Genomic DNA, 13,602 nt, shown 5'->3' on the forward strand with positions numbered 1-13,602 from the left:
TCCTGGGAATGGATCTGCGCGTGTCGAAGTCAGGACAAAAGGATGGTCGTCGGAGTCTGACCAAGCGAGGTGACCCGGAAGCCCGCCGGCTTTTGCACAATGCAGCCATGTCGGCCAGCCGTACGCCCGCCTGGAAAGGCTTTTACGAAGAGCAAAGAGCTCGAGGCTTCAGCACCACTCAGGCGCTGGTGATACTGGCTCGCAAGCTTGCTCGGATCGTATTCGCTCTGCTGAAAGGGCAGAGCGAATACCAACCAAAAGCCGGTTGAGGGCTTCCCCTCAACCATAGAATCTCCCACATGGGTTCGGTCAGCCACAAAAGATGGGCTTGGCACAAATCCTGTGGGAGCGGGCTTGCCCGCGATTGGATCTTGCGGTCAACGAAGAGCTAAAGGGTGTTTAACCCTCATCCCCCTCATCATCATCCCCACCATCTACCTTCATCCCCAATTCCTTGATCTTGCGCGTCAAGGTATTACGGCCCCAGCCCAGCAACACGGCGGCGTCGCGGCGGCGGCCGGCGGTGTGTTTGAGGGCGGTTTCGATCATGATCCGCTCGAAAGCCGGCACGGCGCTGTCGAGCAGGCTCGACTGACCGCGCGCCAACGCCTGATCGGCCCACTGACGTAGCGCTTGCTCCCAGTTGGTCACCGGTGCCGAATCCTGCGGCAGGCTCAGCAGCTCGGGTGGCAGGTCGCTGATGTGCACTTCGCGACCCGAAGCCATTACGGTGATCCAGCGGCAGGTGTTCTCCAACTGACGCACGTTGCCCGGCCACGGCAGGTTTTTCAGGTATTCCTCGGTTTCGCTTTTCAGCAGCTTCGGTTCCACCGCCAGTTCTTGCGCGGCGCGGCTGAGGAAGTGCTTGGCCAGGGTCGGGATGTCTTCGCGACGGTCAGACATCCGTGGAATGTGGATGCGGATCACGTTGAGGCGGTGGAACAAGTCCTCACGGAATTTTCCGGCATGGACCAGGGTTTCCAGGTTCTGGTGAGTCGCTGCGATGATGCGCACATCGACTTTCACCGGCGTATGACCGCCGACGCGGTAAAACTCACCGTCCGCCAGTACCCGCAGCAAGCGCGTCTGAGTATCCGCCGGCATGTCGCCGATTTCATCGAGGAACAGCGTGCCGCCGTCGGCCTGTTCAAAACGCCCGCGACGCAGGTTGGCCGCGCCGGTGAACGCGCCTTTCTCATGGCCGAACAGCTCGGACTCCATCAGATCCTTGGGGATCGCTGCCATGTTCAACGCAATGAACGGCGACGCCGCCCGTGGGCTGTGGCGGTGCAGGGCGTGGGCTACCAGTTCTTTACCGGTACCGGATTCGCCGTTGATCAGCACGGTGATGTTGGAGTGACTCAAACGCCCGATAGCGCGAAACACTTCCTGCATCGCCGGCGCTTCGCCGATGATTTCCGGGGTGCGGGTCAGCGTCGGGACGACTTCCAGGCCTTGCTGTTCCTGAGCGTGCTGGTTGGCGCGCTTGACCAGCGACACAGCCTCGTCGACATCGAACGGCTTGGGCAGATATTCGAATGCGCCGCCCTGATAGGACGCGACAGCGCTATCCAGGTCAGAGTGGGCAGTCATGATGATGACCGGCAGCCGTGGGTGTTGTTCGCGAATCCGCGCCAGAAGGTCCAGACCGCTGGCACCCGGCATGCGGATGTCGGAGATGATCACGTCCGGCTGCTGGCGCGCCAGGCGGCTCATCACGCCATCGGCGCTGTCGAAGCTTTGCGTGGTCATGCCTTCCTGCTGCAAGGCTTTTTCCAGGACCCAACGGATAGAACGGTCGTCATCGACGATCCACACGGTTTCACTACGGCTCATGTCGATGTGGCTCCTTGTTCCAGTGGCAGAAAGATCGAGAACGTGGTGTGGCCTGGATGGCTGTCACATTCGATCAGGCCCTGGTGCTGGCTGATGATGTTCTGGGTAATGGCCAGGCCCAGCCCGGTACCGTCCGGGCGGCCGCTGACCATGGGGAAGAAGATGGTTTCCTGCAGCTCGGCGGGGATCCCCGGGCCGTTGTCGATGATTTCGATCTTGGTCACCAGGCGATGGCGCACATGGCCGATGGTGAACTGGCGCATGGCGCGGGTGCGCAGGCTGATGCGGCCAAGGCGCAGCTCGTTTTGGCTGCTGATGGCCTGCATCGCGTTGCGCACAATGTTCAGCACCGCCTGAATCATTTGTTCGCGGTCGATCAACACGTCGGGAATGCTTGGGTCGTAGTCGCGCACCAAAGTGATGCAGCCCTGGCTTTCGGCCTCCACCAGATGACAAACGCGTTCCAGAACTTCGTGGACGTTGCACATCGCCAGTGACGGCAACTTATTGGAACCGAGCATGCGATCCACCAGATTGCGCAGGCGGTCGGCCTCTTCAATGATCACGTTGGTGTAATCGCGCAGGCTTTCTTCCGGCAATTCACGGGCGAGCAACTGAGCTGCGCCGCGAATCCCTCCGAGAGGGTTCTTGATCTCGTGAGCGAGGCCGCGCACCAGCATCTTGCTGGTTTCCTGCTTCGACAGCTGCGCCTCTTCCTTGGTGATTCGCAGCAAGCGGTCACGAGGGTGAACCTCCAGCAGCAGCATCGTGTCGCCATTGCTCAGGATCGGCGTCACCGCGTAATCGACGGTCAGGGTCTGGCCGGTGAGGGCGGTGAGCATCGCTTCGCGCTTGGTGAACGGATGCGCCTGCTCGACCGCCTGGCGCAGGGAGTTCAGCGCTTCTGTGGATTCGGTGAACAACTCACTGATGAACTGCCCATGGCTTCGCTGGCCGCTGATGGCCAAGAGCATCTCCGCCGCGGGGTTCATGTACTCGAGGCGCAGTTCGGCGTCGAGCAAAATGGTTGCGGTGGTCAGGTTGTCGAGTAGCAAGCGGTGTAGTGCGTCGCTAATGGTCATCAGGACCTCTTTTGGAGCAGGGCATGCGCGTGGATAACGCGCTGATACGAGGAAAATGCAAAAACCAAACCAAGGCTCCGAAAAGAAGCGTTTAGAGCCTGAAATAGGCGTTTTACGCTCGTTTGCGTGGCGCTCTGCCAGTTTTTGCACGTGCTTTCGAACCAAAATGGGTTGAAGGCATGAGTGCGGTGCGGATATTTGCACCAATATAGTGCGTGAGCCTGAACGAAGTTAAAAGAAGCTCTTTTCTTCTTCGGGTTTGTCTTTGAGAGGGCATTCCGGCCGTTGGCCGTAGTCGGTGAGCACGCAGGGTTTGGCCTGGCGTTTCTGTGCCAGGGAAATGCGCAGCATGTGGAACGGTTGATTGGCCGTGCGTTCGACGATACGGCCCTGTTCGTCGAGGATTTCCACCGACAGGTTATGGGTGCCACGGTCGATGTTGCTCAGGGCGAACACCGGGCTCGGACCGGGTTCGGCGGTGGGCTGGCCGTCCAGCAGCAAACGGTAACGATGGCCCCGTTGCAGGGCGGGTTCGCTGGTAACGCTGGCGATCAGTTCACCGGCATTGCTACGGATCGTGGCATCCGGCTCTGGCACCAGCACACGGAGCATGTCGTAATGAAACAGTGGTTTGGCCGGGTTCTGTTTCGCGGCGGTCATGGGCACCGCGCCGCTCGGGTTGGCCGACATTCGATTGCTCGTTGCCAGTGGCACACGCTTGGCGTTACGGGTGCCCGGTTGATCGGTGAAGACCCGATTGCCCTGGGCGTCGATGTAGGTGAAGACCTCGGCTATTGCCGGCAGGCTGATCAGGCACGCGGCCAACAACCAGGCCCTCAAGGCTTATGCACCCGTTGTACGGTGAGAGTCACGGTGGGGCTCTGCTGTACGACGTTTTGCCCATCGATCACCTGAACCGCAAAGCGGTGTTCGCCGCGGTCGATGTTCACCAATTGCAGAATCGGTACGTTGCTCGGCTGGCCGTAGGGTTGATCGTCCAGTAACAGCCTCAATCGGTGAGAGCCTTGCAGGCGCGGATTGATCAATACGCTGACGGTGAACGTGCCGTTGTTGGCGCGCAAGGCTTCTTCGGTGGGCAGGCCAGTCAGCTCCAACACTTGATAGGCGCTGTGGGGCTGGTCGCGGCTACTGGCTTGTACAGGTGCTACCGGCTCGCTTGGCGACTGACGCTCGACACTGTTGAGCGGTGGCAATTCGACCGGTTGAGCTTTAACGCCATCGGGCGGTTGATTGCTGTAGGCAGTGTTGCCGTTGGCATCGGTGTACTTATAGATCTGCGCGGCGGCGGGCAGGGCGATCAGTACGAGCAGGCATAACAACAATGAGCGCATTGCAGGCTTCCATTGGCCGTTGGGCAAGTGTCCGGCCCTGTTCCGTTCATGGCGACTAAGCGCTGAGCATAGAGCACATCAGCGCATGTCGGCAGGCCGGCTCAGCGGCTGGTGCTGCACAACTCAGCGGTGGCGCGCACCTTGGCGAGTTCGCGCAGCGACACTTGGGCGCCGGTTTTATTGGCCTTGGCCAGCCAGGAGGGGCACTGCGGGTCGTTGCGATAAGGGCTGAAGTCGGCCAGTTGTTGCAGCAGGCGTTTTTGTAACCGATCAAGTTGTGGGCGGATCTGCCCGACGAGATCGGGGCGAGGGGCGTCGGGTGCCTTGCCTTGGGCATGCCAGTCAGACAGGTGCGCGTACTGCACCAGTTTATTGGCCTCGATCTGCGCCGAGAAAAATTGCTCGACAGCTTCGTTGCTCAATTTATAGGCAGGTGCCAGGGTGACGGCACCGGCAATTACCTCGCGCTCGCGCTGACGGTCTTCGACCGGTTTGCCGCTGTCCCATTTGCTCAACGCGACCTGATCGGCAATCGCCAGGCGCTCCTCGATGGTGCCAAGTAATGGGGCGAGGGCGGCAGGTGCCGAGCCGGCAAAAGCGCTGTTGGTCAGTAAGGCAGTGAGCAAGGCAAGGCATGGGCGTAGGCGCATGGGGGATCTCGGCTTTATCGGATGAAGGGCATGATGCACGCAACCGGGTATCCGATGACAGACGTTCGCCCACAAAAAAGGCCTCCCGAAGGAGGCCTCTCTTTTGTCACGCCGCGTACCGCGGCGCTACCGGATCAGCAGCTGTAGTACAGCTCATATTCCAGTGGGTGTACGAAGGTGCGAACCTTGATTTCTTCTTCGCTTTTCAGGGCGATGTAAGCGTCGATGAAGTCGTCGCTGAAAACGCCGCCTTTGGTCAGGAACGCACGACCTTTGTCCAGCTCTTCCAGGGCTTCTTTCAGGCTGCCGCAAACTTGTGGGATCTCTTTCGCCTCTTCAGGCGGCAGGTCGTACAGGTTTTTGTCAGCCGCGTCGCCTGGGTGGATCTTGTTCTGGATGCCGTCCAGGCCAGCCATCAGCAGTGCAGCGAAGCCCAGGTACGGGTTGGCTGCCGGATCCGGGAAGCGGGCTTCGATACGGCGAGCGCGAGGGCTGGACACGTAAGGAATACGGATCGAAGCGGAACGGTTGCGAGCCGAGTAGGCCAGCATCACTGGAGCTTCGAAACCTGGGACCAGACGCTTGTAGGAGTTGGTCGAAGGGTTGGTGAAGCCGTTCAGGGCCTTACCGTGCTTGATGATGCCGCCGATGAAGTACAGAGCGGTATCGGACAGGCCGGCATAGCCTTCGCCAGCGAAGGTGTTCTTGCCATCTTTGGCGATGGACAGGTGAACGTGCATACCCGAGCCGTTGTCGCCGTACAGAGGCTTGGGCATGAAGGTCGCGGTGCGGCCGTAGGCGTCAGCAACGTTGTGTACGCAGTACTTCAGGGTCTGAACTTCGTCAGCCTTGGCAACCAGAGTGTTGAACTTCACGCCGATTTCGTTCTGACCGGCAGTCGCCACTTCGTGGTGGTGAACTTCGATGGTCAGGCCCATTTCTTCCATGGCGTTGCACATGGAGGTACGGATTTCGTGGTCGTGATCGAACGGCGGAACAGGGAAGTAGCCGCCTTTGACGCCTGGACGGTGGCCTTTGTTGCCGCCTTCCACGTCCTGGTCGGACATCCACGAACCTTGTTCGGAGTAGATTTTGAACATCGAGCCGGAGATGTCGGACTTGAACTTCACTTCGTCGAAGATGAAGAACTCAGGCTCCGGGCCCACAAATACGGTGTCGCCAATACCGGTCGACTTCAGGTATTCCTCGGCACGCTTGGCGATCGCACGTGGGTCACGGTCGTAGCCTTGCATGGTCGAAGGTTCGATCACGTCGCAAACCAGGATCAGGGTCGGCTCTTCGGTGAACGGGTCGAGAACGGCAGTGCTGTCGTCCGGCATCAGGATCATGTCGGAAGCTTCGATGCCTTTCCAGCCTGCGATGGAGGAACCGTCGAACATTTTGCCTTCTTCGAAGAAAGCTTCATCCAGCGCATCGCGAGCCGGCATGGTCACGTGGTGCTGAGTGCCTTTGGTGTCCGTGAAGCGCAGATCAATCCACTTGACGTCATGATCTTTGATGAGTTGAACCGACTTCGACATAGTGTCCTCCGGGTGGCTTCGGGCTTAGTAATGGATGCCCTTAGAATGTGGGTGATGCCGGCGCGAATACTCTGCCATGGCAACCTGCCTCACAAGGGAGCAAATTGCATGCCAGTGCCCCACCATGGGTTTTTTGCCCCTATATCGCGCTTATAACGGTGCAAGGCGCCAGAAAGCGCAAAATATCGCCCTGTAATGTAGCGTCTAACTCCGTAAATGACCTGTTTTGGTGCGCGCAAAACCTTCTGCACATTAACTGGTTAAACCTTGAGCAATTTCCGCTATAATCCGCGCCCCCCTTTTTCGGCTGGCCCTGCGCGCGTTGTTTTCATGAAACTAATCGTAAAAGTCTTCCCCGAGATCACCATCAAGAGCCGCCCGGTACGGATGCGTTTCATCCGCCAGTTGGCCAAAAACATCCGCACCGTGCTCCGCGATCTGGACCCGGCCGTGGTGGTGAACGGTGTGTGGGACAATCTCGAGCTGGAAACCCGCGTCAGCGACCCGAAAGCCCTGAAGGAGATGACTGAGCGCCTGAGCTGCATGCCGGGCATCGCGCATTTCCTGCAGGTGGATGAATACCCGTTGGGCGACTTCGACGACATCGTCGAGAAGTGCAAGCTGCACTTCGGCGATGCGCTGGCCGGGAAGATTTTTTCGGTGCGCTGCAAGCGCGCCGGCAAGCACGAATTCAGCTCCATGGACGTGGAGAAATACGTCGGCAGCCAGTTGCGTCGTCAGTGCGGCGCCGCCGGAATCTCCCTGAAAGAGCCTGAAATCGAAGTTCGCATCGAAATTCGCGACAAACGGTTGTTCGTGATCCACAGCCAGCACAACAGCATCGGTGGTTATCCGCTGGGTGCCCTGGAGCAGACACTTGTGCTGATGTCCGGCGGCTTCGATTCCACCGTCGCCGCCTACCAGATCATGCGCCGCGGGCTGATGAGCCATTTCTGCTTCTTCAATCTGGGCGGACGTGCCCACGAACTGGGCGTGATGGAAGTCGCGCACTTCATCTGGAAGAAGTACGGCAGCTCCCAACGCGTGTTATTTGTCAGTGTGCCGTTCGAGGAAGTACTGGGAGAAATTCTCGGGAAAGTCGATAACAGTCATATGGGTGTAGTTTTGAAGCGTATGATGTTGCGCGCTGCTTCCCGTATTGCCGATCGGCTGGACATCGAAGCGCTGGTCACCGGCGAAGCGATTTCCCAGGTGTCGAGCCAGACACTGCCGAACCTGTCCGTGATCGACTGTGTGACCGACAAGCTGGTGTTGCGTCCGCTGATCGCCAGTCACAAGCAGGACATCATCGACCTGGCCAACGAAATCGGCACCGCCGACTTTGCCAAGCACATGCCGGAATACTGCGGGGTCATCTCGGTGAACCCCAAGACACACGCCAAGCGTCCGCGCGTGGAGCATGAAGAGAAAGAATTCGACATGGCGGTGCTCGAGCGTGCGCTCGAGAACGCCAAGCTGGTGCCGATCGATCGCGTGATCGACGAATTGGGCCAGGACTTGCAGATTGAAGAAGTCAGCGAAGCGCTGGCGGGCCAGATCATCATTGACATCCGTCACCCGGATGCCGCCGAAGACGACCCGCTGGTGCTTGCTGGCATCGAGGTACAAGCGATGCCGTTTTATGCACTGAACGCTCGTTTCAAGGAACTGGACCCTACTCGCCAGTACCTGCTGTATTGCGACAAAGGCGTGATGAGTCGCCTGCATGCTCACCATTTGCTCAGTGAGGGGCATGCCAATGTGCGCGTTTATCGACCGAGCTAAGAGCCCGGGGCTGTTTGCCTGTGGCCTGCGTCACCGGCCCCCCGACTCTGCCGTCAAGCTGTAACGGCAAGGCCTGACTCTACTGTAAATCGCTGCCAAGACTTGTCAGCACACCGAATCCTCTGATCGAGATACACAAGTGATCGAAAATCTACGCAACATCGCCATCATTGCTCACGTTGACCATGGTAAAACCACCCTGGTAGACAAACTCTTGCGTCAATCCGGCACCCTGGAGCGCAACGAGCTCAACGACGAGCGCGTGATGGACTCCAACGACCAGGAGAAAGAGCGCGGTATTACCATTCTGGCGAAAAACACCGCCATCAACTGGAACGGCTACCACATCAACATCGTGGACACCCCGGGCCACGCCGACTTCGGCGGCGAAGTTGAACGCGTTATGTCGATGGTCGACTCCGTTCTGCTGCTGGTTGACGCTCAAGACGGCCCTATGCCGCAAACCCGTTTCGTGACCAAGAAGGCTTTCGAAGCCGGCCTGCGTCCAATCGTGGTGATCAACAAGGTTGACCGTCCAGGCGCGCGTCCGGACTGGGTTCTGGACCAGATCTTCGACCTGTTCGACAACCTGGGTGCCACCGAAGAACAGCTGGACTTCAAAGTCGTCTACGCCTCGGCCCTGAACGGTATTGCCGGTCTGGACCACACCGACATGGCTGAAGACATGACCCCGCTGTACCAGTCGATCGTCGACAACGTTCCAGCTCCGGCTGTTGACCGTGACGGTCCGTTCCAGATGCAGATCTCCGCTCTGGACTACAACAGCTTCCTGGGTGTTATCGGTGTTGGCCGTATCGCTCGTGGCCGCATCAAGCCGAACACTCCGGTTGTCGCTATCGACGCCGACGGCAAAAAACGCAACGGTCGTATCCTGAAGCTGATGGGTCACCACGGTCTGCACCGTATCGACGTTGAAGAAGCAGCTGCCGGCGACATCGTCTGCATCAGCGGCTTCGAGCAACTGTTCATCTCCGACACGCTGTGCGACCCACTGAACGTTGAAGCGATGAAGCCGTTGACCGTCGACGAGCCAACCGTTTCCATGACCTTCCAGGTAAACGACTCGCCTTTCTGCGGTAAAGAAGGCAAGTTCGTGACCAGCCGTAACATCAAGGAACGTCTGGACAAAGAGCTGCTGTACAACGTTGCTCTGCGTGTTGAAGAAGGCGACTCGGCTGACAAGTTCAAAGTCTCCGGCCGTGGTGAGCTGCACCTCTCGGTACTGATCGAAACCATGCGTCGCGAAGGCTTCGAAATGGGTGTTGGTCGTCCGGAAGTGATCATCCGCATGGTTGACGGCGTCAAGCACGAACCGTACGAAAACGTGACCATCGACCTGCCGGAAGAATCCCAGGGCGCGATCATGGAGCAAATGGGCCTGCGTAAAGGCGACCTGACCAACATGGTTCCGGATGGCAAGGGCCGTGTGCGCCTTGAGTACAACATCCCGGCACGTGGCCTGATCGGTTTCCGTAACGAGTTCCTGACCCTCACTTCCGGTGGCGGCATCCTGACCTCGATCTTCGACCGTTACGACGTGATGAAGTCCGGCGACATGTCCGGCCGTCAGAACGGTGTACTGGTGTCGGTAGCGACCGGTAAGGCACTGACTTACTCGCTGGAAACCCTGCAGGCGCGTGGCAAGCTGTTCGTAGAACACGGCCAGGACATCTATGAAGGTCAAATCGTTGGTCTGAACAGCCGCGACAACGACCTGGGTGTTAACCCGACTAAAGGCAAGAAGCTCGACAACATGCGTGCTTCGGGTAAAGACGAAACCATCGCTCTGGTTCCGCCTGTCAAGTTCACTCTGGAGCAAGCTCTGGAGTTCGTACAGGAAGACGAGCTGTGTGAAGTCACTCCTAAGTCCATCCGTCTTCGCAAGAAGATCCTGGGCGAAAGCGAGCGTACCCGCGCTGCCAAGAAAAGCGGTAACTGAGTTTCGACTTAGTTAGCAGCTAAAAAAACGCCCCCGACCGCAAGGTCGGGGGCGTTTTTGTTTGTCTGGGTTTTTTTGCGGTGTCAGTTCGGGCCCCATCGCGGGCAAGCCCGCTCCCACAGGGATTTGTGGTGTTCACATAATCTGTGTTCAGCGCCGAACCCTGTGGGAGCGGGCTTGCCCGCGATGAGGCCCCGTCAGACAGCGGGATTCTGGATCAGAACTTGTCCAGCGTCCGCGGATTGTTCTCGCGCACCACTTCTTTGGGCTTGTACGCGCAATACCCCGGCCGCGGTCCGATCTTCGGGTGGTTGCGGCAGGTGTCCGGGCGCTTATCATAAATAGTGCACAGACGGCTTTTACGATCCAGGTAGAGGCAATCGTTGTTGCTCATGCGCTGGAGGGTGAAGATCTCGGACTTCTGGTTATAGCGCTCGACGATCCCTTCCTTTTGCAAACGCTTGGCGATGTTCTTCGGCGGGTCGCCACGCTCGAATTCGTCGACGATGCCGATACGGATCAGATCCTTGATCTTGACCTCGACCGGCAAGGTGCAGCAGCTGGACACGCAGGCGCCGCACATCGGGGCAGAGTACTTGGCCCAGGTATCGAGGCGATCGATCTCCGCGGCGGCAATCAGGTTGGGCTTCATCATCGGTTGTTACCAGCGTGTGCATCAGGGCGCGCGATCATACCGGGACTGGTGGATTTTTGAACAACCTTTCGCCAGATTTTTTTTGCTTGTCGCAAAATAGGCACTGTGTCCGGCACGGCCCCTGCATTGTTTCAGGCACGCGATAACCTAATGTCGATCTATCTCGCACTAACAGGGAAAACTGCCGAACCAGAGTCTCTAAGGTCTGTCAGACCGACTAGGCTCAGACAACTTCACGCTCGCTCGAGGTCCTATCGATGACTCAAGAACCACTTGTTCGCGAAGCAGAGGTGGCCGCATTCCGCGACGCCGTCTTGACCAAGCTCACCTACGCGGTGGGCAAAGACCCGGATCACGCCTTCGACCACGACTGGTTCGAAGCCATTGCCCTGGCGGCGCGCGATCACATGGTCGAGCACTGGATGGACCACACCCGGCAGATTTACCGCAAAGGCCAGAAACGGGTCTATTACCTCTCCCTTGAATTCCTCATCGGCCGCTTGCTCTACGACAGCCTGAGCAACCTCGGCCTGCTCGATGTGGCCCGCGAGGCCATGACCGAACTCGGCGTCGACATGGAACGCATCCGTCTGCTGGAACCCGATGCGGCACTGGGTAACGGAGGCCTCGGGCGTCTGGCGGCGTGCTTCATGGAAAGCATGTCGACCCTGGGCATCGCCGGCCATGGTTACGGCATTCGTTACGAACACGGTTTGTTCCGCCAGGCCATCGTCGATGGTTGGCAGCAGGAGCAGACCGAACACTGGCTGGATTTCGGCAACCCCTGGGAGTTCGAACGGCCGGAGGTCGCCTACCCGATCGGCTTCGGCGGCAGTGTTGAAACCGTGACCGATGAAAGCGGCAAGTCCAGGCAAGTCTGGTCCCCGGCGGAAACCGTGCGGGCCATTGCCTATGACACCCCGGTGGTCGGTTGGAAAGGTGCGAGTGTCAACACGCTGCGGCTGTGGCGTGCCCGGGCCATGGAAGAGTTGCACCTGGAACGCTTCAACGCTGGCGACCACCTGGGCGCGGTAGCTGAAGTGGCCCGGGCCGAAAGTATCTCCCGGGTGCTCTACCCGGCGGACAGCACCGAGGCCGGCCAGGAACTGCGTTTGCGCCAGGAATACTTCTTCGTCGCCGCGTCCCTGCAGGATTTGCTGCGTCGCCATCGCAACATGCACACCTCGGTGCTGACCCTGGGTGATCACGCGGCCATTCAACTGAACGACACCCATCCCTCGATTGCCGTGGCCGAGCTGATGCGTCAGTTGGTCGACGTCTATGACGTGGCGTGGGATGCGGCGTGGCAGGTCACCGTCGACACGCTGTCGTACACCAACCACACGCTGTTGCCGGAAGCGCTGGAGACCTGGCCGGTCGGTTTGATGGAGCGAATGCTGCCACGGCACATGCAGATCATTTATTTGATCAACGCCCAGCACATCGACTCGCTGCGGGCCAAGGGCATTCACGATTTTGACGTGCTGCGTGCGGTGTCGCTGATCGAGGAAGACAACGGGCGTCGTGTGCGTATGGGCAACCTGGCATTCCTTGGCTCCCATAGCGTCAATGGTGTGTCCGGTCTGCACACGCAACTGATGCGCAGCACGGTGTTCTCCGAACTGCACAAGCTCTACCCGGAGCGGATCAACAACAAGACCAACGGCATTACCTTCCGCCGCTGGCTCTACCAGGCCAACCCCGAGCTGACCTCCATGCTGGTCGATGCCCTCGGCCAGGGTGTGCTGGACAACCCCGAGGAGCGTTTGCTGGCTCTGGAGCCGTTTGCCGAGAAGACTGCATTCCACAAACAGTTCGCCGAACAGCGGCTGCACAGCAAGAAAGCCCTGGCGTACCTGATTCATGAGCGGCTGGGGATCGCGATCAACCCGGCGGCGATGTTCGACGTGCAGGTCAAGCGGATCCACGAATACAAACGTCAGTTGCTCAACCTGCTGCACACCGTCGCGCTGTATCAGGCGATTCGTGCCGAACCGGAAATCGACTGGGTACCACGGGTGAAAATCTTCGCCGGCAAGGCGGCGGCCAGTTATCACCAGGCCAAGCTGATCATCAAACTGACCAACGACATCGCCCGGGTGGTCAACAACGACCCGACCGTGCGTGGTTTGCTCAAAGTGGTGTTCCTGCCCAACTACAACGTGAGCCTGGCCGAAAGCATCATTCCGGCGGCGGATTTGTCGGAGCAGATTTCCACCGCAGGCTTTGAAGCTTCGGGCACCAGCAACATGAAATTCGGCCTCAACGGCGCGCTGACCATTGGCACCCTGGACGGCGCCAACGTGGAAATGTGCGAGCGCATCGGCGCCGAGCACATGTTCATCTTCGGTCTCAGCGCCGAGCAAGTGGAAGCGCGCAAGCGCAACCATGAATTCAGCGCGGCGCCGGACATTGCCGCCTCCCATCGACTCAACGACGTGCTGCAAGCGATTCGCGGCGGGGTGTTCTCGCCAGACGATCCGTCCCGTTACACCGCTCTGATCGATTCGCTGGTGGACTACGACCGCTTCCTGGTCTGCGCCGATTTCGACGCTTACTGGAACGCTCAGATGCGGGTCGAAGCTCACTGGCACGACTCCAAAGAGTGGTGGCGCTCGGCGGTATTGAGCAGCGCGCGGATGGGTTGGTTCTCGTCCGACCGGACCATTCGCGAGTACGCCACGGATATTTGGAAGGCGTTGGAGTAACTTTTAGCAATAATTGCGAGTCAGGCCCGACGG

General features: G+C 59.0%; 11 protein-coding genes. 4 read left to right on the forward strand and 7 right to left on the reverse strand.

What is annotated here, in order from left to right; all coding sequences use genetic code 11:
• Nucleotides 1–269, forward strand: a 269-nt coding sequence (locus AACY49_RS15065) for a transposase (RefSeq protein WP_339524759.1), incomplete at its 5' end; no start/stop codon positions are given.
• Nucleotides 270–399: 130 nt separating this feature from the next.
• Here AACY49_RS15065 and ntrC read toward each other — a convergent pair.
• The 6 genes from ntrC to glnA form a co-directional block, all read right to left on the reverse strand.
• Nucleotides 400–1,836, reverse strand: coding sequence for a nitrogen regulation protein NR(I) (gene ntrC, locus AACY49_RS15070; protein ID WP_258697987.1), 1,437 nt, complete (start codon nt 1,834–1,836; stop codon nt 400–402).
• On the reverse strand, nt 1,833–2,918 hold the full coding sequence (gene glnL, locus AACY49_RS15075) for a nitrogen regulation protein NR(II) (protein ID WP_057712404.1): 1,086 nt from the start codon (nt 2,916–2,918) through the stop codon (nt 1,833–1,835). The genes ntrC and glnL overlap by 4 nt, the downstream gene beginning before the upstream one ends.
• Nucleotides 2,919–3,149: 231 nt before the next feature.
• Nucleotides 3,150–3,758 carry a DUF4124 domain-containing protein gene (locus AACY49_RS15080; protein WP_258697986.1) on the reverse strand — a complete coding sequence of 203 codons (609 nt, stop codon included), beginning with the start codon at nt 3,756–3,758 and terminating at the stop codon, nt 3,150–3,152.
• Nucleotides 3,755–4,270 carry a DUF4124 domain-containing protein gene (locus tag AACY49_RS15085; protein ID WP_258697985.1) on the reverse strand — a complete coding sequence of 172 codons (516 nt, stop codon included), beginning with the start codon at nt 4,268–4,270 and terminating at the stop codon, nt 3,755–3,757. Before AACY49_RS15085 ends, AACY49_RS15080 begins: the two co-directional genes overlap by 4 nt.
• Nucleotides 4,271–4,371: 101 nt before the next feature.
• Nucleotides 4,372–4,920, reverse strand: a complete 549-nt coding sequence (locus AACY49_RS15090) for a chorismate mutase (RefSeq protein WP_339524770.1) — start codon at nt 4,918–4,920, stop codon at nt 4,372–4,374.
• A 134-nt stretch (nt 4,921–5,054) separates the two neighbouring features.
• Nucleotides 5,055–6,461: a glutamate--ammonia ligase gene (gene glnA, locus AACY49_RS15095; RefSeq protein ID WP_258697983.1), complete on the reverse strand. Its 1,407-nt coding sequence runs from the start codon at nt 6,459–6,461 to the stop codon at nt 5,055–5,057.
• Between the two features lie 330 nt (nt 6,462–6,791).
• On the opposite strand from glnA, the gene thiI reads away from it, so the two are divergent.
• The gene (gene thiI, locus AACY49_RS15100; protein WP_258697982.1) at nt 6,792–8,246 is read left to right on the forward strand and encodes a tRNA uracil 4-sulfurtransferase ThiI; all 1,455 of its coding nucleotides are present in this window, start codon (nt 6,792–6,794) and stop codon (nt 8,244–8,246) included.
• A gap of 139 nt (nt 8,247–8,385) precedes the next feature.
• The gene (gene typA / locus AACY49_RS15105) at nt 8,386–10,206 is read left to right on the forward strand and encodes a translational GTPase TypA (protein WP_258697981.1); all 1,821 of its coding nucleotides are present in this window, start codon (nt 8,386–8,388) and stop codon (nt 10,204–10,206) included.
• A 217-nt stretch (nt 10,207–10,423) separates the two neighbouring features.
• Here typA and AACY49_RS15110 read toward each other — a convergent pair whose 3' ends face one another.
• Nucleotides 10,424–10,861, reverse strand: coding sequence for a YkgJ family cysteine cluster protein (locus AACY49_RS15110; protein WP_258697980.1), 438 nt, complete (start codon nt 10,859–10,861; stop codon nt 10,424–10,426).
• A gap of 257 nt (nt 10,862–11,118) precedes the next feature.
• Here AACY49_RS15110 and AACY49_RS15115 point away from each other — a divergent pair, with 257 nt between their 5' ends.
• Nucleotides 11,119–13,569 carry a glycogen/starch/alpha-glucan phosphorylase gene (locus AACY49_RS15115; RefSeq protein ID WP_258697979.1) on the forward strand — a complete coding sequence of 817 codons (2,451 nt, stop codon included), beginning with the start codon at nt 11,119–11,121 and terminating at the stop codon, nt 13,567–13,569.
• Nucleotides 13,570–13,602 lie beyond the last annotated feature (33 nt).

Origin of the sequence: Pseudomonas sp. EL_65y_Pfl2_R96 (assembly GCF_963970905.1) — a bacterium.
In the GTDB taxonomy this organism is placed as follows: Bacteria; Pseudomonadota; Gammaproteobacteria; order Pseudomonadales; family Pseudomonadaceae; genus Aquipseudomonas.